The 22206-nt window shown below is 63.7% G+C and carries 21 protein-coding genes; 10 read left to right on the forward strand and 11 right to left on the reverse strand.

Annotated features, from left to right (window positions below; genetic code table 11):
* Nucleotides 1-100: 100 nt before the first annotated feature.
* Nucleotides 101-799 carry a pirin family protein gene (locus HHL24_RS05765; RefSeq protein WP_169484547.1) on the forward strand — a complete coding sequence of 233 codons (699 nt, stop codon included), beginning with the start codon at nucleotides 101-103 and terminating at the stop codon, nucleotides 797-799.
* A gap of 51 nt (nucleotides 800-850) precedes the next feature.
* Nucleotides 851-1276 carry a DoxX family protein gene (locus HHL24_RS05770; protein WP_169484548.1) on the forward strand — a complete coding sequence of 142 codons (426 nt, stop codon included), beginning with the start codon at nucleotides 851-853 and terminating at the stop codon, nucleotides 1274-1276.
* A gap of 197 nt (nucleotides 1277-1473) precedes the next feature.
* Here HHL24_RS05770 and HHL24_RS05775 read toward each other — a convergent pair whose 3' ends face one another.
* Nucleotides 1474-1743, reverse strand: coding sequence for a LysR substrate-binding domain-containing protein (locus tag HHL24_RS05775; protein WP_169484549.1), 270 nt, complete (start codon nucleotides 1741-1743; stop codon nucleotides 1474-1476).
* 42 nt (nucleotides 1744-1785) lie between these two features.
* Here HHL24_RS05775 and HHL24_RS05780 point away from each other — a divergent pair, with 42 nt between their 5' ends.
* A complete protein-coding gene (locus HHL24_RS05780; RefSeq protein WP_169484550.1) occupies nucleotides 1786-2643 on the forward strand; it encodes a pirin family protein in 858 nt (285 codons plus the stop codon).
* Nucleotides 2640-3539: a hydroxymethylglutaryl-CoA lyase gene (locus HHL24_RS05785; RefSeq protein ID WP_169484551.1), complete on the forward strand. Its 900-nt coding sequence runs from the start codon at nucleotides 2640-2642 to the stop codon at nucleotides 3537-3539. The genes HHL24_RS05780 and HHL24_RS05785 overlap by 4 nt, the downstream gene beginning before the upstream one ends.
* A 70-nt stretch (nucleotides 3540-3609) precedes the next feature.
* On the opposite strand, the gene HHL24_RS05790 is transcribed toward HHL24_RS05785, so the two are convergent.
* The 9 genes from HHL24_RS05790 to HHL24_RS05825 all read right to left on the reverse strand — a co-directional run bounded on the left by HHL24_RS05790 (nucleotide 3610) and on the right by HHL24_RS05825 (nucleotide 13037).
* A complete protein-coding gene (locus HHL24_RS05790; protein WP_169484552.1) occupies nucleotides 3610-4947 on the reverse strand; it encodes an LLM class flavin-dependent oxidoreductase in 1338 nt (445 codons plus the stop codon).
* Nucleotides 4948-4977: 30 nt separating this feature from the next.
* Nucleotides 4978-6705 carry a dipeptide ABC transporter ATP-binding protein gene (locus HHL24_RS05795; protein WP_169484553.1) on the reverse strand — a complete coding sequence of 576 codons (1728 nt, stop codon included), beginning with the start codon at nucleotides 6703-6705 and terminating at the stop codon, nucleotides 4978-4980.
* On the reverse strand, nucleotides 6702-7571 hold the full coding sequence (locus HHL24_RS05800) for an ABC transporter permease (protein ID WP_169484554.1): 870 nt from the start codon (nucleotides 7569-7571) through the stop codon (nucleotides 6702-6704). The genes HHL24_RS05795 and HHL24_RS05800 overlap by 4 nt, the downstream gene beginning before the upstream one ends.
* Before the next feature lie 14 nt (nucleotides 7572-7585).
* Nucleotides 7586-8623, reverse strand: a complete 1038-nt coding sequence (locus HHL24_RS05805) for an ABC transporter permease (protein WP_169484555.1) — start codon at nucleotides 8621-8623, stop codon at nucleotides 7586-7588.
* A gap of 40 nt (nucleotides 8624-8663) precedes the next feature.
* Entirely contained in the window at nucleotides 8664-8807 is a 144-nt protein-coding gene (locus HHL24_RS43860; protein ID WP_230417348.1) for a hypothetical protein, read from the reverse strand.
* Nucleotides 8764-10341 carry an ABC transporter substrate-binding protein gene (locus tag HHL24_RS05810; RefSeq protein WP_329606590.1) on the reverse strand — a complete coding sequence of 526 codons (1578 nt, stop codon included), beginning with the start codon at nucleotides 10339-10341 and terminating at the stop codon, nucleotides 8764-8766. Before HHL24_RS05810 ends, HHL24_RS43860 begins: the two co-directional genes overlap by 44 nt.
* 3 nt (nucleotides 10342-10344) lie before the next feature.
* Entirely contained in the window at nucleotides 10345-11991 is a 1647-nt protein-coding gene (locus tag HHL24_RS05815; protein ID WP_169484556.1) for an ABC transporter substrate-binding protein, read from the reverse strand.
* Nucleotides 11992-12090: 99 nt separating this feature from the next.
* Nucleotides 12091-12630, reverse strand: a complete 540-nt coding sequence (locus tag HHL24_RS05820) for a GNAT family N-acetyltransferase (RefSeq protein WP_169484557.1) — start codon at nucleotides 12628-12630, stop codon at nucleotides 12091-12093.
* A complete protein-coding gene (locus tag HHL24_RS05825) occupies nucleotides 12627-13037 on the reverse strand; it encodes a hypothetical protein (protein WP_169484558.1) in 411 nt (136 codons plus the stop codon). The genes HHL24_RS05820 and HHL24_RS05825 overlap by 4 nt, the downstream gene beginning before the upstream one ends.
* A gap of 491 nt (nucleotides 13038-13528) precedes the next feature.
* Between HHL24_RS05825 and HHL24_RS05830 the strand changes: the two genes are divergently transcribed.
* Nucleotides 13529-14908 (forward strand): NtaA/DmoA family FMN-dependent monooxygenase, encoded by a 1380-nt coding sequence (locus HHL24_RS05830; protein ID WP_169484559.1) that lies wholly within the window; start codon nucleotides 13529-13531, stop codon nucleotides 14906-14908.
* 396 nt (nucleotides 14909-15304) lie between these two features.
* The gene (ahpC, locus tag HHL24_RS05835) at nucleotides 15305-15868 is read left to right on the forward strand and encodes an alkyl hydroperoxide reductase subunit C (protein ID WP_169484560.1); all 564 of its coding nucleotides are present in this window, start codon (nucleotides 15305-15307) and stop codon (nucleotides 15866-15868) included.
* Between the two features lie 162 nt (nucleotides 15869-16030).
* On the opposite strand, the gene HHL24_RS05840 is transcribed toward ahpC, so the two are convergent.
* Nucleotides 16031-16603 (reverse strand): phasin family protein, encoded by a 573-nt coding sequence (locus HHL24_RS05840; RefSeq protein WP_169484704.1) that lies wholly within the window; start codon nucleotides 16601-16603, stop codon nucleotides 16031-16033.
* A 339-nt stretch (nucleotides 16604-16942) separates the two neighbouring features.
* Here HHL24_RS05840 and HHL24_RS05845 point away from each other — a divergent pair, with 339 nt between their 5' ends.
* The 4 genes from HHL24_RS05845 (at nucleotide 16943) to HHL24_RS05860 (ending at nucleotide 22119) form a co-directional block, all read left to right on the forward strand.
* Nucleotides 16943-17158: a hypothetical protein gene (locus HHL24_RS05845; RefSeq protein ID WP_169484561.1), complete on the forward strand. Its 216-nt coding sequence runs from the start codon at nucleotides 16943-16945 to the stop codon at nucleotides 17156-17158.
* A 314-nt stretch (nucleotides 17159-17472) separates the two neighbouring features.
* A complete protein-coding gene (locus tag HHL24_RS05850) occupies nucleotides 17473-18399 on the forward strand; it encodes a family 2A encapsulin nanocompartment shell protein (RefSeq protein WP_169484562.1) in 927 nt (308 codons plus the stop codon).
* A complete protein-coding gene (locus HHL24_RS05855) occupies nucleotides 18374-20404 on the forward strand; it encodes a family 2A encapsulin nanocompartment cargo protein cysteine desulfurase (RefSeq protein ID WP_169484563.1) in 2031 nt (676 codons plus the stop codon). Before HHL24_RS05850 ends, HHL24_RS05855 begins: the two co-directional genes overlap by 26 nt.
* Nucleotides 20405-20529: 125 nt before the next feature.
* Nucleotides 20530-22119, forward strand: coding sequence for an ABC transporter substrate-binding protein (locus HHL24_RS05860; protein WP_169484564.1), 1590 nt, complete (start codon nucleotides 20530-20532; stop codon nucleotides 22117-22119).
* Nucleotides 22120-22206 lie beyond the last annotated feature (87 nt).

Below are 22206 nucleotides of genomic sequence, written 5' to 3' on the forward strand. Positions count from 1 at the left end.
CATTCTTCTCATCGCCTGGATCACCTGCATCAGCACCGAATTCGGTCGGTCGCATGGGTGACAGGCGCCGCATTTGCGGCAATGGGAAACGGAGAAGGACATGCTCGCACACAGGCGTTGGGAGTCGTTGGACAGGGCGGAACAAAGTTGGCTGCGCGCGAAATACCATTTTGCGGTTAGCGCTGGTGGCAATCCCGACCATGCAGCGTTGGGGCCCCTGATCGTCTGGAACGATGACGAGATTGCGGTTGGCAGCGGTTTTCCCATGCACGGGCACCGTGACATGGAGATCATCACCTATGTGCGCCAGGGCTCGCTCGGGCATCGAGACACCTTGGGATCCGACGGAACGATCCACGCAGGCAATGTTCAGGTCATGAGCGCCGGCGCGGGCATACGCCACACCGAGTTCAACACCGGTGAGGTGCCACTCAAGGTCTACCAGATCTGGCTGCTGCCTCGTCAAGCCGGTGGTGACCCCGCGTGGGACACCAAGCCGTTCCCTAAGAGCGACCGGTCAGGAAAATTCGTAGTCCTTGCCAGCGGGTTCGCCGACGATGAAGGTGCACTTCCCGTTCGCGCCAATGCGCGTGTACTTGGCGCAATGCTAAAGGCAGGCGAAAGCGTTCGGCATGAGTTGAATCCGGCGCGTCGTGCCTATCTCGTCGTGGCCTCGGGACGCATCGAAGTGAATGGCGAGCCGGTTGGGCCGCAAGATGGCGTGGCGATCACGAATGTAGCCGCGGCGCAGATTTCTGCTCTTGAAGATTCCGAGCTGGTGATGGTGGACGCCGGCTAATTCCCTTTCTTTGTATTCCACCTACGCAAATTCATACTTAAGGAGTTGGTCATGGAACGTTTTAAATTTCTTCCGCTGTTGGGTCGCATTCTGATTGGGGCACCGTTTGTCATGAGCGGGCTGGGCAAGCTCGCAGCATATGGCGCGACGGTTGGCTATATTGCGGCCGTGGGTCTGCCCGTGCCGCCACTCGCGTTCATTCTTGCCGTGATGACCGAGCTGGGCGGCGGCCTGCTGCTGATCTCAGGCTATCGGGCTCGCACCGTGTCGCTGGCGATGGCGGTGTTCTGTGTGGTCACTGCGATGTTCTTTCACCACAACTTCGCAGATCAAAACCAGATGATTCACTTTCTCAAGAACGTGATGATGGCGGGTGGCCTGCTGCAGATCGCCTACTTCGGTGCCGGCGCGTTCAGTCTGGATGCTCGACTCGGTCGGGTGGGCTCCGCGCGTGCCTCAACGCTGAGCGCGAGCTGAGAAAGGTGACGGGCGTCGATATCGTGGTCGACGGCGGCACGAGGGCCTGGTGACCGCCGATCGATTCTGATGGTCCCACTGTTCGTGATTGCGTGTACCCGCAAACTACGTTCGTGGACTATGACGCTCTAATCGACGGGCAGCGCGCCGGCGGCGCGCGTGCCAAATTGCAGTAGAGCAGTAGCGCAGTAGTCAACTTACTTCGCCAGTTGTGCAATGAAGGCGCGGGTCGCCGGTCCAGGCGGCGCGTCCTTACGGTAAACAACCTTCATCGGCATCATCACATCGCGCGGCAGGCCTTCAACGCGAATTGTCAGCAAGGTTCCGCGTTCGAGATCTTCCTTGACCATGTGCAGGGGCATAGCCCCCCCCAGCCCAGGGCCGCCTTCAGAAAGGCCTCGCATCGCGCTCGCTCGCGCCTTAAAGCCCTCAATCGTGTCAGCCGCGGAACGGGTGTCAAGCAGCAAGCTCTTACCTTTACACGTATCGCGTTTTCTCGAGACAGACCCATGAACATCGACACAGCCGTACTCACCCCGATTCCTGAGACCACGCTGGCGCCGCGCCGGATCGTTTTTCGCACTGGCGGCCGTGCGCACGGCGGCATTACTCGTCTGGCCAGCCCCTCCGATCTCGGAGACCTGCTCAAGCCTTTTGTGTTCCTTGATCACGCCGTGGTCGTGCCGACCGGCAAGCCGATGTTCGGCATGCACCCGCACTCGGGTATCGCAACACTCACAACCGTGCTGAATGGCGCAATCTCCTATCAGGATACGACCGGCAAGCATGGCGAACTTCATGCTGGCGGCCTCGAATGGATGAAGGCGGGCAATGGTGTCTGGCATGACGGAGACGTATTGCCCGGCGAAGCCGTACGCCTCTTTCAACTCTGGGTCGCGCTTCCGCCCGCGCAGGAGAATTCGCCGGCGGAAAGCCAGTACATCTCGCCATCCCAGGTCCAGCGAGACGGGCCGGTCCGCGTCATCCTCGGTCGCCATGGATCTGCGACGAGCGACATCCGCGCGCCTGATGACATCAACTACTTTCACGTTCAACTGAGCGCGGGAGAGTCGTGGCGCTATGTGCCGCCTGCCGGGCACAACGTCTCGTGGCTGGCAATCGACAAGGGCCGCCTGAACGCGTCCGAGCCGATCGAGGCAGGGCAACTCGCCGTGTTCGAGGAATCCGACGGGGCGCCCATTGAGCTGCAAGCCGAGGACGCGACGTCGTTCGTCATCGGCTCCGCTATCAAGCATCCCTATCCATTGGTGCTCGGCCACTACTCGGTGCATACGAACGCAGACGCGCTTGCGCGGGGCGAGGCCGAGATTCGCCGCATCGGTCGCGATCTGGCGGGAGCTAAATGATGGAACGCGTACGTATCGTAGAAGTGGGTCCCCGCGACGGGCTGCAGAACGAGAAGCAGAATGTCCCGACTGCGGTCAAGCTGGAGCTGATCGAGCGCCTGACTGCGGCAGGTCTACGCGATATCGAGGTCACGTCGTTCGTCTCGCCCAAGTGGGTCCCGCAGATGGCGGACCAGGCCGAGGTGATGCGCGGACTGCAACGTCGTCCCGATGTGAACTACCCGGTGCTGACGCCGAACCTGAAGGGTTTCGAGGCCGCGGTGGCCGAGGGCGCGACTGAAGTGGCCGTGTTCGCTGCCGCCTCGGAAGGGTTCTCGCAGAAAAACATCAATTGCTCGATCGACGAATCGATTGACCGCTTCGTTCCGGTGCTCGACGCCGCAAAGCGCCTGGGTGTCAAGGTTCGAGGCTACGTGTCTTGCGTAGTGGCCTGTCCGTACGACGGCGCGATCGCGCCGCAACAGGTCGCGCATGTTGCCGCACGCCTGCACGAACTGGGCTGCTACGAAGTATCGCTCGGCGACACGATTGGTTCCGGCACGCCGGGCCCGGTGTTGCGCATGCTCGAGGCGGTAGCGGCGAAGGTCCCCGTCAGCAGCCTCGCGGGACACTACCATGACACCTACGGCATGGCCGCCGCAAATATTCACGCCTCGTACGACTTCGGGCTCCGGGTGTTCGACAGCTCGGTCGCGGGTCTCGGCGGGTGCCCCTACGCGAAGGGGGCGACCGGCAACGTCGCGACGGAGGACGTCGTGTATCTGCTGCACGGAATAGGGGCAGACACGGGCGTGGATCTGGACGCGCTGGTGGACTGCGGCGCGTGGATCTCGGCCCAGCTTGGCCGCGATAACGGGTCCCGAGTGGGTCGGGCGATCCTCGCCAAGCGTTCCTGATTCAAATGACGAGAAAACCCCATGAGCAGCCGATGCATCGACACAGGGCCGAGTCCCGGCCGTCGCGGGCTCAGGCCGTCCGCGCGAACTGGTTGACCGGATAGTCTAGCCCGAGATGCTCGCGCAGCGTCGCGCCTTCGTAGTCGCGCCGATAGACGCCGCGTTCCTGCAGGATCGGTACGACCTTGGTGGCGAAATCGGTGAACGCAGTCGGCGTGCCGCCGCGCACGATGAAGCCGTCGGTCGCGCGCGCGTCAACCCACGCCTGCAGCCCGTCGGCGACCTGCTCGGGCGTGCCGGCGAAGCTCGGGCGCGGCGTCGCCGCTTCGAGCGCGACCTCGCGCAGCGACAGCCCGCGCTCGTAAGCGTCGCGCTTGATCGCGTCAGTGGTGCTGCGGAACTGGTTGCTGCCGAGTTCGCCGAGGTCCGGGAACGGTGCGTCGAGCGGATACTGCGCGAAGTCGTGGTGATCGAAGTAGCGGCCGAGGTAGTCCAGCGCGTTGTCGATCGTCACAAGCCGCGCCGTCTCCTGATAGCGCGCTTCGGCGTCGTCGGCCGAATCGGCGACGATCACGCTGATTCCCTGGAACACTTTCAGGCTGTCCGGCGCGCGACCTTGTGCGGCAAGCCGCTTCTGCACATCCGCATAGAATGCCTGCGCGAGCGGGATCGTCTCCTGGCGCGTGTAGATCGCGTCCGCGTGCTCGGCCGCCACGCCCTTGCCGTCCTCGGAGGCGCCCGCCTGGAACAGGACCGGGCGCCCCTGCCGCGAACGGCCGATATTGAGCGGCCCGGCGACCGAGAAGAACTCGCCGCTGTGGTTCAGCGTATGCAGCTTGTCCGGATCGAAGAACACGCCGCGCGCCTTGTCGCGGACGAACGCATCGTCCTCCCACGAATCCCACAGTCCCTTCGTGACGCTCAGGAATTCCGACGCGATCCGGTAGCGCAGCGCGTGCTCCGGATGTTTGTCGCGCGAGAAATTCTTCGCGGAGCCCTCGAGCGGCGACGTGACGACGTTCCAGCCGGCGCGGCCGTCGCTCAGATGGTCGAGGCTCGAAAACTGGCGGGCGACCGTGAACGGATCGCTGTATGACGTGGACAGCGTGCCGACGAGGCCGATCCGCTCAGTGATCGACGCGAGCGCCGACAGCAGGGTCAGCGGCTCGAAGCGGTTCAGAAAGTGCGGGATGGATTTCGCGTTGATGTGCAGGCCATCCGCGACGAACAGCAGATCGAACTTCGCGGCTTCGGCCTGGCGCGCGAGCTCGTGGACGAAGCGCACATTGATGCTGGCGTCGGCGACGGCGTCGGGATGCCGCCAGGCAGACATGTTGCCGGATGGCCCCTGGATGATCGCGCCGAGATGAATTCGGCGCGCTGACGCGGAGGTCGAGGACTGGCTCATGATGGACTCACGTGGCAAATGGTGTGGGCGTCACGCGAGTGCCGCGTGCGGCACCCGCTCGGGAAGGCTTGGCAGCGCGTCGAGCAGCGACGCGGTGTACGGATGTGCGGGCGCGTTGAATACGCGCTCGACCGGCCCGGTTTCGACGACGCGGCCGTGCCGCATCACGATGATCCGGTCGGCGACGTGGTGGACCACGCCGAGATCGTGCGAGATGAACAGCATCGCGGTGCCGTGTTCGGCTTGCAGGTCGGCGAGCAGATCGAGCACTTGGGCCTGGATTGACACGTCAAGCGCGCTGACGGGTTCGTCGGCGACCAGCAGCGCCGGGTTCGGCGCGAACGCGCGCGCGATCGCGACGCGCTGCCGCTGGCCGCCTGACAGTTCGCGCGGGTAGCGGTCGTAGGAGCCGGCACCGAGCCGCACCTCGTCGAGCAACTGCAATACGCGGCGGCGGCGCGCGTCGCCACGCACGCCGGTGGCGTCGAGGCTCTCGCCAATAATCTGGCCGACCGTATAGCGTGGGTCGAACGAACTGTAGGGATCCTGTGCGATCAACTGGAGACCGGCGCGGCGACGGCGGCGCGCAGATTCGGACACGGTGCTCCACGGTTGGCCGTCGAGTGTCACTTGTCCGCTGTCCGGCGCGAGGAGGCCGAGCACGATTCGCGCGACCGTCGACTTACCCGAGCCGGATTCGCCGACGATGCCGAGTGTCTCGCCTTTCGCGAGCGTGAACGACACCTCGTCGACCGCGGCGGGCGCATCGGGCTGCGCGCCGTAGCGCTTCGACACCGATTCGACGGCCAGCACCCAGTCCTCCGCGACGATCCGTTTGTGCGGCAGCGGGATTCGCTCGGCGGCGGCCGGGTTGTCCGTGGACCGCGTGTCGGGCGCGAGCCGGAAGCCGCGCGACGCGGGCCCCGGGATCGCGGCCAGCAACTGTCGTGTGTACGGATGCTTGGGGGCGCTCAGCACCTCGTGCGTCGGTCCCTGTTCGACCACGCGGCCCGCGCGCATCACGAGCACGCGGTCGGCAAGGTCGGCGACGACCGCGAGGTCGTGACTGATCAGCAGCAGCGCGTCGCCGGCATCGCGGCGTGCGCGCAGCAGCGCCAGGATTTGCCGCTGGACGGTCATGTCGAGTGCCGTGGTCGGTTCGTCGGCGATCAGCAGCGATGCGCCGCCGGCGATCGCGGTGCCGATCAGCACGCGCTGCCGCAGGCCGCCCGACAGCTGATGCGGATATTGCGGCAGCCGGCGCGACGGATCGTCGATACCGACCGACCGCAGGAGCTCGGCGCTGCGCTCGCGGACCTCGCGCGCCGGTACGCCGCGCTGCGCCTCGGCGACGAGGTCGCGGACCCGCCACAGCGGATCGAGCGACACGAGGGCGTCCTGCAGCACGTAGCCGATCTGGCGGCCACGGATGGCGCGCCAGTCGCGCTCGCGATAGCGGCGCGCGTCGTTGCCGGCGATCTCAAAGCGCTCGGCGTGCCATTCGGCGTTTGCACCGTTCAAGCCCACCAGGCTGCGTGCCGTAACAGACTTGCCGGAGCCCGATTCGCCGACGAGCGCGACACATTCGCCCGCGTGCACGGTCAAATCGAGCGGGCCGACAACAGGCTGCGTCGCGTGCCGGCCGCGGAAGCCGATGGTCAGACTGTCGATCCGGACGACGGGCTCGCCGCGCGTGCGGACGCTAGCGGCTGGGCGCACGGAAGAGGCGGGAAGTGCGGAAATGACTGCGGAGTTCATACGGCCTCCCGGCGTTCAAAACGCGCTTGCCAGTAGCCGCCAAGCGCGTTCACGGCGACGACGGCGAGCGTGATCGCGACGCCCGGCCAGACGGCGATCCACCAGGCGTTGTACAAATAGTTGCGGCCTTCGGCGAGCATCAAGCCCCATTCGGCGGTCGGCGGTTGCGGCCCCATCCCGAGGAAGCTGAGGCCCGACGTACCGATGATCGCGGTGCCAAGCCCGATCGTTGCCAGGATCGGCACCTGGGCGATCGCATGCGGCAGCACGTGCCGCCAGACGAGCACCCATGTCGCGAGGCCGAACGTCTTCGCCTGCTCGACGTAGCCGGATTCGGCGACCACGAAGGTCTGCGCGCGCACAACCCGCGCGAATCGCGGCACCGACGCCACGCCGAGCGCGAACAGCAGGTTGACCGGCCCAGGGCCGGTGAACGAGATCAGCATGAGCGCGAGCAGCAGGTCCGGGAACGCCGACACGACGTCGAGGAAACGGGTGATCAGTTCGTCGAGCCAGCCTCGCGCGAGCCCGGCGATCAGGCCGAACAGGGTGCCCGCGAGCGTCGCGACGGTAATCGCCGCCGCGCTGATCGACAGTGAGTAGCGCGCGCCGTAGACGACCCGCGCGTAGATGTCGCGGCCGAGCTGGTCGGTGCCGAGCCAGTGCTCGCTGCTGCTGCCGAGCTGCGCGGATACCGGGTCCGCCGCGAGCGGATCGTAGTGGGTGAGCCACTCGGGCGCGAACACCGCGACGACGTTGAGGATCAGGTACAGCGCTGCCAGCGTGAGGCCGGGATGGCGCCACACCCAGCCGGCCGCGCGCAAGCCCGCGCGTGCCCGGTAGGGTAGTTCGAGAGGGACGGACATAACGGATCTCCGGTTCAGCGGCGCGTGCGCCGCTCGCGCAGGCGCGGATCAATCAGTAGATAGAGCAGGTCGACCGCCGTGCTGAGCACGACGTAGATCGCGGCCGACAGGATCGCGATCGCGAGAATCACGGGCATGTCTCTCGCGAGCACCGCGTCGACGGTGATCTTGCCGAGGCCCGGCCGGCCGAACACCTGCTCGGTGATGACGGCGCCGCTCAGCAGCCCGCCCACTAGCCAGCCGGCGAGCGTGACAGCAGGCAGCGCCGCGTGCCGCAGTGCATGCCGCACGCGCAGCGCGAGGTCGCCAACGCCCCACGAGCGCACGGTCAGCGCGAAGGGTTCGTCGAGCGCGCGTTCCATGCCCTTGCGCAGCACGCGGCCGATCACCGCGCCCTGCGCGAGCCCAAGCGATAGCGCCGGCAGCACGATCGACGAAAAGCCGCGATCGCCGGCTACAGGGAACAGCTTCAGCGTGAAGCTGAAGACGAACAGCAGCATGATCCCGAGCCAGAACGACGGTGTCGACGCGAGCACCAGTTCGAGGCCGGATGCGGCGCGGCTCCCCCAGCGGCGGCCGGCGCTCAGCACCGCGAGGCCGACCGCGAACACGATCGTCACGACGAGTGCGGCGCCCGTCAGCTTCAGCGTCGGCCACAACTGACCGATCACGAGCGGGGCGACGTCGGTGTTGAGGATGTACGAGCGGCCGAAGTCGCCGTGCAGGATGCGCCACAGGTAGTGCAGATACTGCAGGTAGAGCGGCTCGTCGAGCCCCCACTCCTGACGGATCGCCGCCTGGATCGCGGGCGTGCTCAGCTGTTCGCCGATCAGCAGGCTGACGATGTCGCCGGGCGCGAGCTGCACCGCGGCGAACGACAGCGTGACGGCTGCCCACAGCACCAGCACACCGGTGACGATGCGCGTCACGACAGGCGAGCGCAGCCACGACCTTCGCGACGCGCGTGTGGCGGTGGAGGAGGTGCTGGATGAGATGGGCGACGCGGACGGTGTGCCGGCGCCGGCGTCGGAAAGGGTGGTCGGATGCGTCATGGTCGGATTACCTCCTGCTTGCGATACCGGGTGGCCGGCGTCAGTGTGGGTCGAGCCACACGTCGTACGGTGTTTCCGGCATCTGCTTGAAACTGCGGAACGACAGCCCGTGCACCCGCGTGTTGGCCGCGATCTGGTCCTCAGGCTGGTACAGCGGAATTGCATCGGCTTCGTCGACGATCACCGTGCGCTGCAACTCGCTGTAGAAGCGCCCGCGGGCCGCATCGTCGCGCGTGCGGGCCGCCCGCGTGGAGCCAGTCGGCGAGGCGCGGATCGGCGGTGCGGCTGTAATTGATCACGCCGCCACGGTCGACCGGCAGATAGTGGTTCTCGGTGTCGATGCCGTCGGTGTCCGTGTTCGAGTTCGGAATCGCGCCGAATCGCCCGCTGTTGCGCACGTCCACGTAGGTGCCGGCATCGACGTAGCGGATTTTCAGCTCGACACCGAGCCGCTGCCGCGCTTGCGCCTGCACGCCCTGCAGCAGCACGTCGCGCTGGTCGCGCACCGTTGCGAGCGCCTGGACGACGTCGATCGATAGCCGGTGTCCGTCCTTTGTCCGGTAGCCGGCGCTGTCGCGCGCCTGCCAGCCGGCCTGGTCGAGCAGCCGGTTCGCGAGCGCGGGATCGTTGCCGTAACGGTGTTCGATGCTGCGGTCATACAGCGGATCGACGGGTGACGTGATGCCCCACGCGCGGGTACGCTTGCCCCTATAAATCGCGGCGACGAGCGCGTTGAGATCGAGCGCCTGCAGGAGTGCACGGCGCACAACCGGATCGCTCGTCGGTGGCTGCGTGACGTTCAGATAGAGCGAATACGGCGAGCCGGTGTTGAGCGCGTGGAGGTAGCGCAGGTTCGGCTGCTTCTCGATCAGGCCGGCATCGTTGCCCGAGATGCCCTCGATCACGTCGACCTGCCCGGACAGCAGCGCGCCCGTGCGTACCGACGATTCGGGCAGGAACCGGTAGACGACACGATCCAGGTAGGCGGGGCCCTGATGAGCGGTCGTCGCGGGCGCCCAGCGATAATCTGGATTGCGAACGAAATCGGCCTCTTGGCCCTTGCGGTACGACGCGAGGATGAAGGGACCGGTGCCCGCGACGTCATGGCCGCCCGATTTCAGTTGCGGCGACGCATACGCGGCGGGCGAGATCAGCTTCAGCGCGGCCGCAAATGACAGGAACGGCGCATACGGCTCCCTCAGCGTCAGCTGTACCGTATGCGGATCGATCGCGCGCGCATCGGCGAGGCGTGTTGCAATTCCGCAGATGCTCGATCCCGCGCAGTACGACGGGTCGCGCACCCGCTCGAAGTTCTTCACGACGGCGGCCGCGTCGAACGCCGTGCTGTCGGTGAACTTCACGCCGTCGCGCAACGTGAAGGTATAGGTTTTGCCGTCCGCGGACACCTGATAACCGGTCGCGAGCCACGGCACGTAGCTGCCGTCGGGCTTGCGCGCGAGCAGCGATTCGAAGCTCGCGCGCAGGATCAGCTCGGCCTTCGCCTGGCCGTTCAGTTGCGGGTTGAAGGTCGTCGGCTCGGTCTCGACGCCCCACGTCAGCGTGCCGCCGGAGGGCGGCAAGGCGAATGCGGTGCCGGTACCTGCCGCTGTTGCTGCCGCGAGCGCGCCGGCCGCCAGCAGCGCACGGCGTACGAAGCGTCCGGCCGTCGGCGCGAGGCGGCTAGCCGGGGTTCGTTTCTCGATGACGGGAAGTGTCACGGCTTATTTCTTCAGCCAGATGTCGTAGGGGTTCTCGGGCATCTGCGCGAACGAGCGGAAACGGATGCCCTGCACGGCCTTTGCGGCGGCGATCTGATCTTCCGGCTCGTACAGCGGGACCGCGTACGCCTGCTGGTTGATCGCGAAGCGCTGCAGCTCGCCATACAGCTTCTTGCGTTCCGCGACGTTCTGCGTCTGCGCGGCCGCCTGTAGCCAACGGCTCAACTCGGGCGCCGTCGCGCGGCTGTAGTTCAGCGCACCGCCGTGATCGATCGGCAGGTAGTGGCCTTCGATGTCGATCCCGTCAGGCGGCGTGTTCGAGTTCGCGATCGCCCCGTACTTGCCGCTCTTGCGGCTGTCGACGTACGTGCCGTCATCGACGTACTGGATCTTCAGATCCACGCCGAGCCGCTGTCGCGCCTGCGCCTGCAGCGCCTGCAACAGCACGTCCCGCTGGTCGCGCACTGTCGCCTGCGCCTGGATCACGGTAATCGTCAGCCGTTCGCCTTGCCTGGTCCGGAAGCCGCCCGAATCGCGCGCGCTCCAGCCGGCTTCGTCGAGCAGCGCGTTCGCGCGCTTTGGATCGTTGCCGTAAGTGCGCTCGACGCTGCTGTCGTACAGCGGATCGATCGGCGACGTGATCCCCCATGCGCGGGTGCGTTCGCCGCGGTAGATCGACTGGATGATGCCCGTCACGTCGAGCCCTTCAAGCAGCGCGCGGCGCACCGCCGCGTCCTGCGTCGGGCCGTACGTGACATTCAGGAACAGCGAGTACGGCGTGCCGGTGTTCAGCGCGTGCTGGTAGCTGAGGTCCGGATTCTTGCGGATCAGCGCGGCGTCGTTGCCCGACACGCCCTCGATCACGTCGACCTGTCCGGACAGCAGCGCGCCGGTGCGCACCGACGATTCCGGCAGGAACCGGTAGACGACGCCATCCAGGTACGCGGGACCCTGGTGGCCTGCCGTCGACGGCGCCCAGCGATAGTCAGGATTCTTGACGAATTCGATCTCCTGGCCTTTCACATACTTACGCAGGATGAACGGTCCGGTGCCGGCGATCTCCGGGCCGCCCGACTTCAGGCTCGGCCGGTCGAACGCATTGGGCGACAGCAACGGCAGGCGCCCGGCGAATGTGAGAAACGGCGAGTACGGGGCGTCGAGCGTGATCTCGACGGTACGCGCGTCCGGTGTTTTCACGCCGCTGACGTGCGAGATCAGGCGCGACAGGTTGCTGCCAGCCGAGTATGCGAGGTTCTGCGCATTGAGAAAGTTGCGTGCGACGGCCTGCGCATCGAACGGCGCGCCGTCGGTGAACTTGACGCCGTCGCGCAGCGTGAACGTGTACGTCTTGCCGTCGGCGGACACCTTGTAGCCGGTGGCGAGCCACGGCACGAAGCTGCCGTCGGGCTTCTGGGCGAGCAGGCTCTCGTACGCGTTACGCAGCAGCAGCTCGACCTTGTCCTGGCCGTTCAGTTGGGGATTGAGCGTGCGCGGCTCGGTTTCGACGCCCCAGGTTAGCGTGCCGCCGGATAGCGGCGTGCCTTGCGCGAACGTCAGGTGTGGCAGCGCGAGCGCGAGCAGGATGGCGGCCGATGCGGCGCGTCGCGATGCTCGGTGGGCGGACTGCAGCGCCGGAAACGGAAATGTCATGGATCGAATGCCTTCAGGAGAGGAGCAGGGAATGAAAAGCGGTGTCGCGCCGCGTGCCCGGAATGACGCGGTCCCGTGGACGCCGGCGGGTGTTGTGGCTTATGCCGCCAGCGTGTCCCGGTAGAGTTCTGGAAGCAGAATCTTGCGCAACCAGACGAGCGGCGTGCCGAGTGCATTCGTCGAGCGATGGAACGCCACGTATCCGTGCCGTTCGTAGTACGGCTTTAGCCACGGGTGCTCGACGGCCGTCGCGAGATAGGTTGCCGGCGCTTTGACCTGTTTCTTCAGGAACGTCTCCTCGACGTGTTCGAGCAGCGTGTTGCCGAGCCCCTGCCGCTTGTAATCTGGGGCAACCGCAAACCAGTGGATGAACGGATGCGGCGTCAGATGCCGGTCTTCCGGTGTCCATGGGAAACGGACTGTCAGCGTCGCGGCAAGCGCCTTGCCACCGCTCGCCGCCGACTCGCGTTCGAGCACGAATGTGGTGTGGCTCGCGACCGTGTGCTGAACCCGTTCGATCGGCGAGCGTGTGATCGTGAAGTGAACGCCCTCACGAGCGAGCGGCGCATAGGCTTGTTGAAGCAGATCGTACAGAGCCGGGACATCGTCTTCACCGGCGATGCGAATGGTGTCGGTCATTTTTCTGCCACAGCTAGGGAATGATGGGCGCGGGCCACGTTTGCGTCCGTCGCGGTGTGCGTGTCGTCGCGGCCGCCAGCGAGCAGGCGGAGCGACGCGATGCGCGGCGCGGCCTCGGTGATCGGCGTATCGACGATGAACTCGGCCACGCCGTAGCGGCGCTGCAGCTCACCGAGTTCGCGCAGCGCATCGTCGCGTGTGCCGTGGACGATATGGGTCTCGCGTTCTTCGATCCGATGCGCGCCACCACCCGACTGGCGAACAAATGCGTCGGCCTGTTCGAGGCTGCCGACGTTGACGGCCTGAGCATCCCCGACCTGCACGCGAAAGCGCCGGAAACCGTCGGCGAGCCGTGCAGCTTCGGTACGCGTGTCTGCGACGACGACCGAAATCGCGAGTAGCGGCACGCGTCCGCCGGACGTGGACCGGTAGCGATCGAACGCGCGCTCGATGTCCGCAGGCGCCGCATTGATGTGCGCCGCGTAGATGAAGTCCCAGCCAAGCTGTGCCGCGCGTCGGCCGCGCTTTCGCCAAACGCGATTGGACTCTTGTCGAGTACGCTCAACCTGAAAGCCGGCTTCGCAGCGACGTGATCGGGCTGGCTGGCTTGATATGTCATTGCATGGGAATCGAATATGGGGCAGATAAATCGAAATCGGCGATTCGATTCGGTATCCGACATTATTTTTCGTGACATATCGGGCGGTCAAACAATCAAGAAGAATATGGAAAGCCGAAAATATTTGTTCCGGATGGCGGGGTGGGTTGCGGTATGGTTATCGAGTCAACAAGGAATCCTTATGCATGAGAGAAAAGAGCCGCGGCCCGCACGTGATGGTGCCCGTATCGTGATGTCGAAGTTTGCGGCGCAGTGCCGCTTGAACGGCTGGACCGCAGCATGAGCGTCGCGCGCAGGCGGTTGAAGACGCTGGTCGGCGCGGGCAACGTGCTGTACGCGAGCGGCGACGCGGACGCCGCAACGGGCATTCGACGCGCGGCGGCGTTAGCGCGCACCGCGGAGGCGGAAAAGATCACGGGCCTTTTCACGGCAGACCTGCTGCAGGCCGACCCGGCTGGACTGGCGGGCGGCACCGGTAGCCAGGAGCCGATCGTCGCGCTTGCCGCGCTAAGCCAGGCGACGTCACATATCGGGCTCGTCGCGACCGTGTCGACCACTTACCATCATCCCTACAACATTGCGCGGCTGATCGGCACACTCGATCATGTGAGCGGCGGCCGTGCCGCGTGGAACGCGGTCACGTCGTCGGTCGGCGAGGAGAATTTCGGTGACGGCACACTGCCCGATCCGGAGCGCCGCTATGCGCGCGCGACGGAGTTCGTTGAGATCGTCAATGCGCTGCTCGACGCGAACGATCCGGCGGCCTCGCGGCGCACGGCGTCGGGCTCCGTATCGGTCGATCCGCGCAAGCTCGGCACGATCGACTATCGCGGCGAGCATTTCCAGGTGCAGGGGCCGCTCAACGTGCCACCGCCGCCGCAAAAGCGGCCGGTGCTGTTCCAGGCTGGGCAGTCGGCGAGCGGCGTGACGCTCGGCGCGCGCTATGCGGAAGTCGTCTACACGTCGCAGCCGACGCTCGACGAGGCGCGCGCGTTTGTGACCGAGTTGCATCGGCAGGCGGTCGACTTCGGTCGTGCGAACCGATTGCCGTTCGTGATGAATTCGTTTCACTCGGTGATTGGCGAGTCCGATGCGGATGTTGCGCGGCGGCTGCGTGACAAGCACGAGCGGATCGACTACGAGCAGGGAAGGCTGAAGCTCGCCGACATGCTTGGCGGCGGGATCGACCTGACCGAGCTGGCGCTTGACCGTCCGTTGCCCGAGTCGCTGCTGCCGGCGGTCGACAGCGTGAACCGGCGGCGCGGGCGCGTCGCGATCTTCCGCGGTTACGCGTTGCAAGGGCTCACGTTGCGCGAGCTGATCATCCGCGCGCAGGACACCGGGCACTGGTCCGTCGCCGGCACGCCGGAGCAGCTCGCCGACGCGATCGAAGAACGGTATCGCGCGGGGCTGGTCGATATCGTGTCGCTGCATGGGCTCGGTCAGCCGGACCAGGAAGACCTGCTGCTGAACGGGCTGCTACCGGAACTCCGCCGACGCAACCTGATCGACACGGACTATCGCGGCGGCGATCTGAGGTCGAATCTCGAACTCCCGCCGTTGCAGACTTTCACAACCGAAGACGGGCGGCAGCCTGGCGGCGCACCTGAGCAGGAGTGGGCGGCTGATTTCACGCTGCCGCTCGACGTTTCCGTATGAGCGCGTGACGGCCAACAACGGCTGATGCAAATCACAGGGTGACGAGCCGTCTTCGTGCGATACGCCAGTAGCACCGCAGTAATCACGAAGATCAGCCCGTCGTTCAACGTTGCTTTGCCGCCTATCCGTCTATCGGGCGCCATGGACACATGTCTTTTCATCCCTCGCGGATTTCATACAAGAAAAAATCGGTTCCTTCGAACTCACGGGTCGACTAGGCTCTGTGATTGATTCAGCCGGATCCCAATCAGACCGATACGCAGTACCGAATGTCCGGTTTGGATCCACGCCGCGCGCGTTGAGTCCACCATCCGATCGATCGGAGAAAAGTTGGGCCCACTGCGCGTCAACGGCTAATTACAGCTCACGCCATTTCAATCTGATCAAGGAAAATGCATGTCTCTCATCAACACACAGGTCAAACCATTCGAAGCAACGGCATACCATGGCGGCAAGTTTGTGCCGGTCAGCGACGAGAACTTCAAGGGCAAATGGTCGGTGGTGGTGTTCTATCCGGCTGACTTCACATTCGTGTGCCCGACCGAACTGGGTGACCTCGCCGATCACTATGCCGAGTTCCAGAAGCTTGGCGTCGAGATTTATGGCGTGTCCACAGATACTCATTTCACACATAAAGCCTGGCACGATACGTCGGACACGATCGCGAAGGTGCAGTACCCGCTCGTCGCTGACCCGACAGCGACGCTTGCCCGTCACTTCGACGTGTTGATTGAGGAAGAGGGATTGGCTTTGCGCGGTACCTTTGTGATCAACCCCGAAGGCCAGATCAAACTTTACGAAGTGCATGACAACGGTATCGGCCGCGATGCGAAGGAACTGCTTCGCAAGGTGCAGGCCGCTCAGTACGTTGCGTCACATCCCGGCGAAGTCTGCCCGGCGAAGTGGACACCCGGTGCTGAAACGCTGACGCCGTCGCTCGACCTGGTGGGCAAAATCTGATTGCTTCATCATTCGAGGTTTGTGCCTCAGCAGGCATTCGGCGTTTTATTCCGTCGGGTCTGCTGAGGGCCGCAAGGGCGGCACTCAAAGGCGCGCTTGACGGTGACCTGGAACAACCGATCCCGGCGCGCGGTGCCTAACCGTGCGCCGGGCATTGTTTCGTCAGGCGGCCTTCGCGGTGGCTCGCGACGCGTGTGCAGCGTTGTCTTTGGTCGCTTTCGACGCAGCGGCAGTCGCTGCGTCGAAATTGCTTTCCGCAATTTCGACTACCTGCTGGGTGGCCTTGTTAGCGGTGTCGTAAGCGGTAAAGGCGGCGGTGATTGTCGACTTCAGCAGGGCCACTGCGCTTTCCGAACCAGCCGGCGCGTTCTTTGCCAGACTATCGAGAAAGGTTTGCGCGTTCCGGCTGTATTCGGCAAATTGCGTTTCGGCAAACTTAACGAATTCCGCATGAGTTGCCGTGAGGATCTCATAGGCGTGACGGCTGTATGCCCGGGTCTTTTCGGCGGTCGGCTGCGTCAGCGAGTTCTGAAGCTTGAGCAGATCCTGCGGGTCTCTGCCGGACAGCGCTTGCTCGGTGGTTTCCTGAGTTTCGGCAATTATCGACTTAGCGGCTTGCAGGTTGAGTGCGGTCAGCTTTTCGACACCATCGAACACCTTATTTGCCAGGCCGAAGAACGCGTCGACATGGTTTTTTTGTGCTGCGGCAAACTGTTCCTGAGAAAACTGGGTCATCTCTATGCTCCGGGGTAGACGTGCATTGGCGGCGACTTCGAACACATGGTGCGAACGTGATGCGTCGCAACATGAAGCCCATTCTTGGTGCCGCGAGTAGGGAAGTCAAATGACTTATTCGTGATAGCAAATATGCCCCACGCACCTGGCTCGAGCGCGGCGGTGGCCATCAACGCAACTCGAAACCCAGCACGGTCAACGCATCGCGCAAGCGATCATATCCAACGACCAGCAGATCCAGATTTGCATTTGCCAAATGCTTATTTCTCCTGCCTCGGTAAGCCGACTAACCTCGACTCGTTGCTTTTAGCTGTGTCATGTATCGGAGGTCAATCGGCAATGCATTACAAAGGTTATGAAGTCTCACCGGCAGCGCAAGCGTTAACCGGCGGACTGTTCGCAGCCAATCTTGTCATTCAGGACGAGGTGTCGCTGTTGAAGCCGGCTTTCGTATTCGACGCACTCGACTACTTCTTCGAGTCGGAACTTGCCCTGGCCTATGCGGCTCGCTGGGCGCGCATGTGGATCGATAACAGGCCGTTGCGGCGTGCTTGAACTACCTTGGCATAGTTAGTTTGCCGGGCGCGAGACCTTCCTGAATGTGCTTGCGCGGGGTGGGGTGCAGGACCAGGCGACCATCGGCGCGACCTGGAAGACGGCCAGCCATCACTCATTCAGCTTCTTCTACGGACATGCCTTCGGGAAGACGCTGCAAGGCGACAATTCCATTCCAGCCTCCTTCGGCGGCGGTAACCGACGTTATCGAAGACTTGCAACTGCCATAAAGTCGCAGTATCTTGAACGCGCTCCGTAAATTCCTTTTGCTTATAAGCAGTCCCGTATTTCTCTCATGAAAAAGGGGTATTGCAATGGCAACAGCAGGCCACAGCGCGCTCGGCGACCAGGCAGCAAGACAGTTAGCGAACGCCACCAAAACCGTCCCGCAACTCGCAACGATTACCCCTCGCTGGCTCACGCATCTGTTGCAGTGGGTGCCCGTCGAGGCAGGTATCTACCGTCTGAACCAGGTGAAGAATCCGGAGGCCGTGATCGCGGCTTGCACCGCGCGCGAAGACGAAAGCCAGTTGCCGACTACCTATGTGCCTTACGAAGAAGAGCCGCGCGAATATTTCCTGAACGCGGTGAGCACAGTTGTCGAGGTGCACACGCGCATCTCCGATCTTTACAGCAGCCCGCACGACCAGATCAAGGAGCAACTGCGCCTGACGATCGAAACGATCAAGGAGTTGCAGGAGAGCCAGTTGATCAACAACCCGGATTACGGCTTGCTGGCGAACGTCGCGGATGAGCAGCGCCAGGTGCCGCTCACCGGGGCGCCGACCCCGGATGACCTCGACGAGCTGTTGACCAAGGTCTGGAAGGAACCGGCGTTTTTCCTGACGCATCCATGGGCGATCGCGGCGTTCGGCCGCGAGTGCACGCGCCGTGGCGTGCCACCTCCAACCGTCAGCCTGTTCGGTTCGCAATTCATCACGTGGCGCGGCATTCCGCTGATTCCGTCAGACAAGGTGGCGATCGAAGATGGCAAGACCAAAATCCTGCTGCTGCGGGTGGGCGACAAACGCCAGGGTGTAGTCGGTCTCTATCAGCCGGGCGTGGCAGGCGAGCAGGGGCCCGGATTATCGGTGCGTTTCATGGGAATCAACAACCAGGCGATTGCTTCGTACCTGGTGTCGCTGTACTGCTCGCTCGCCGTGCACACACCGGACGCGCTGGCAGTCCTCGAGGACGTTGAGATTGGCAAGTACCATGACTATGCCGATAAATACCTCTAGTTCGCCGTCAGCTTATCCCGATCCGAGTTCAGCGCTTCCTGCCGGTTTGCCGGATCCAGCGATGCTGACGCGTCTTGCGAACGAGTTCTTTGCGGCGTTGCCCGGAAGCGCGCCGACGAGCGGCGTACCCGGCAGCGCGCCCTCCGAGTTCGCGGCGGCAGCGCCCGCGTTGCCCTCCTCGACAAACCCCGTGCCACCGGGCTCGCCGTTGGCAGGGCCGGGCGGCGCCGGTACTGGTGTGCCTGGTGTAGCGATTCCACAAGGCAAAATTCCTGGCGCCAATCTCGCGCCGTCTGCGCCGACACACGTGTTGTCGCTCGGTAACCGAGCGCCCGGATTGTTGCCTCATGCGACGGCGCAGAACGGCTTGCCCGACAATCTGGTGACGGTCGCGCCCGCACTCGACAGCCGTTATGGCGGTACGGCGCTGGGTGTGCCCCAAGCCACGGCGGCTAATGTCCCAACCGAGGGCTTGCCAGGGCGCAGCAATGCATCGCCTTACTATTTCCTCAATCTGGCTACGCCGCCCGCGTACAGCCCCGAAGGCGCGTCACCGTCCGCGATATCGGCTCTCGACCTGTTCGCGGTTCCGTCGACGGTGCCGGGTGACGTTCCCGAAAGCGCCACGCCACCGCACGCGACGCCATTCGGCTTGCCGCGTGGCATGACGGACACGGCGTCAGCGCAGCCAGACACAACCGGGCGCTACTTTCTCGACGATATCCGCTCGCCTGGAACGCCAGCTTCAGGCCGTGCGAGTGAGCCTGTGGTACCGGCTCAGTCCGCCCATCCGCCGTTCGATGTCAACGCAATCCGGCGCGACTTTCCGATTCTGCAGGAGCGTGTGAACGGGCGGCAGCTCGTGTGGTTCGACAATGCCGCCACGACGCAAAAACCGCAATCGATGATCGATCGTCTTGCATATTTCTACCGTCACGAGAACTCGAATATTCACCGCGCGGCCCACGCGCTCGCGGGCCGCGCGACGGACGCTTACGAGGCGGCGCGCAGCAAGGTGCAGCGTTATATCGGCGCATCACAGTCTGAGGAGATCGTATTCGTACGCGGCACCACGGAAGCGATCAACCTGGTCGCGAAGTCGTGGGGCGTGCAGAACGTCGGCGCAGGCGACGAAATTATCGTGTCGCATCTCGAGCACCACGCGAACATCGTGCCGTGGCAGCAACTCGCCTCGCTGACCGGCGCGAAGCTGCGGGTGATTCCCGTCGACGATTCGGGGCAGGTGCTGCTCGAAGAGTACAGCCGCTTATTGAACGACAGGACCAGGATCGTCTCGGTCACGCAGGTATCGAACGCACTCGGCACCGTGGTGCCGGTCAAGGAAATCATTGAATTGGCGCATCGGGCCGGCGCCGTCGCGCTGATCGACGGTGCGCAGTCGGTGTCTCACATGCGCGTGGATGTGCAGGCGCTCGACGCGGATTTCTTCGTCTTCTCGGGGCATAAGGTGTTCGGGCCCACCGGCATCGGCGTCGTCTATGGCAAGCGGGCGCTGCTCGACGCGATGCCGCCGTGGCAGGGCGGCGGCAACATGATCTCCGACGTGACGTTCGAGCGTACGTCGTTTCAACCTGCACCGCATCGGTTCGAAGCTGGCACAGGGAATATCGCGGATGCGGTCGGCCTTGGCGCTGCGCTCGACTATGTTACGCGCGTCGGTATTGAGAATATCGCGCGTTACGAACACGAATTGCTCAGCTATGCGACGCAACTGATGAAGCCGATTCCTGGCGTGCGTCTGATCGGCACGGCGCAGGACAAGGCGAGTGTGCTGTCGTTCGTTCTGAACGGCTATACACCCGAAGAGGTGGGCCGCGCGCTCAGTGAAGAGGGCATCGCCGTGCGGGCCGGCCATCATTGCGCCCAGCCTATTCTGCGACGCTTTGGTCTGGAGGCTACGGTGCGGCCGTCACTGGCGTTCTATAACACGCCGGACGAAGTCGACCGGATGATCGCCGTGGTCCAGCGGCTGGCGAAGCATTGAGCATGCGAGGTTGGCTCGCACCTTTCGAACTTCTCGGCAGGGTGCAAAGCTAATCTCTTTTGCTTGTTTTCCCGTCCTGTCAAAGCACCTTAGTATCTGCGATTCTTACAATAAACAGGGCAGATATGAACGTGCATAACAGGCTGCGCGCATACCTTGTCGGCGCGTTGTTCGCGACCACACTGATTGGCACGACTCCGGTAACCGCTGTAGAGGCCCCCAACCGCGGGGGAACCTTGACATGGCTTGTCACGCCGGAACCTGCTTCAATCATTCCTTTGACCACCACCGCCGGCGGTAACGCGGAAATCGGTCCCAAGGTGGTGGAAGGCTTGCTGACCTACGATAAGGATCTCAATCCCGAGCCACTGCTGGCTACAGCATGGTCTGTCAGCAAAGACGGACTGCAGTATCGCTTCACCTTGCGCAAGGGTGTTAAGTGGCACGACGGCAAGCCCTTTACCTCTGCCGATGTCGCGTTCTCGATCTTGACGTTAAAGCAGGTTCATCCGCGCGGACGCAGCACGTTCGCGAACGTGATCGATGTCAAGACACCGGACCCTTACACAGCGATCGTTGAGTTGTCGAAGCCGGCACCTTTTCTCCTGACGGCGCTTTCGGGTTCGGAGTCGCCGATCATCCCGAAGCATTTGTACGAAGGAACGGATATCGCTTCCAATCCGTATAACAGCGCGCCGGTCGGCACTGGCCCGTTCATTTTTAAATCGTTCGTGCACGGCAGCTACATTCTTCTCGAGCGCAATCCGGACTACTGGGACAAACCCAAGCCGTACATCGACAAGATCATCGTGCGCTTCCTCCCTGACGGCGCGGCTCGCGCAGCGGCGCTCGAATCGGGCGCCGCCAACCTCGGTGACCAGGCGATCCCCTTATCGGATGTGAAGCGGTTCACGGCGCTGCCGAACTTCAATGTGGATACGACCAACTGGCCCTACGTCAGCAACCACCAGCAATTGATATTCAACCTGGACACCCCTGTCCTGAAAGACAAGGCGGTGCGCAAAGCGATCTCCCAGGCGATCGACGTCAATGCATTGAACCGGGTTGTCTGGTACGGCTACGGCCAGGTCTCCGCCGCTGCGATCGGCGCTGCGAATACGAAGTATCACGATGCCGACATCCATTACTTTCCGAATGACGTCGCCGAGGCCAATGCCGCGCTCGATGCCGCCGGATTGAAACGTGGCCAGGACGGCAAGCGGTTCAAGCTGCGACTGCTCTTCAACCCGTTTCAGGACCCTCGTGCTGCCGACTTCGTCCGCCAGTCTCTGGCGCGTATCGGTATTGACGGTGAGATCGAGAGCTATGACTTCGCGACCTATGTGAAGAAGGCCTACACGGATCGCGCTTTCGACATCACGCTCGAAGCGCTCTCCAACGCGTTCGATCCGACCGTCGGCGTGCAGCGCGTTTTCTGGTCGAAAAACTTCAAGATCGGACTGCCATTCTCCAACGCGGCGCACTATTCAAACCCGGAGGTCGATCGTCTGCTGGAAGCGGCCTCGGTGGAAACCGACGAAGCGAAGCGTCGTCAGCTATTCATCCAGTTCCAGCAAATCGTCCACGACGACATTCCGTCAGTCGAGTTCGGTGCGAATCCCAACATCACAATCGTCTCGAAGAAGGTGAAGGATTACGCTCCGACTGGCGAAGGTCTGCGCGGCAATTTTGCTGACCTGTATATCCAGCCATAGCGCGCAGCGACCATTCCAGCGAGTCAAGGCGGCTGCTTGCGAAAACCCTACAGTTCCTCGTTAGCGTCGCTTTGCATATCAGAACAA

Source organism: Paraburkholderia polaris, from assembly GCF_012927345.1.
GTDB classification, from domain to species: Bacteria; Pseudomonadota; Gammaproteobacteria; order Burkholderiales; family Burkholderiaceae; genus Paraburkholderia; species Paraburkholderia polaris.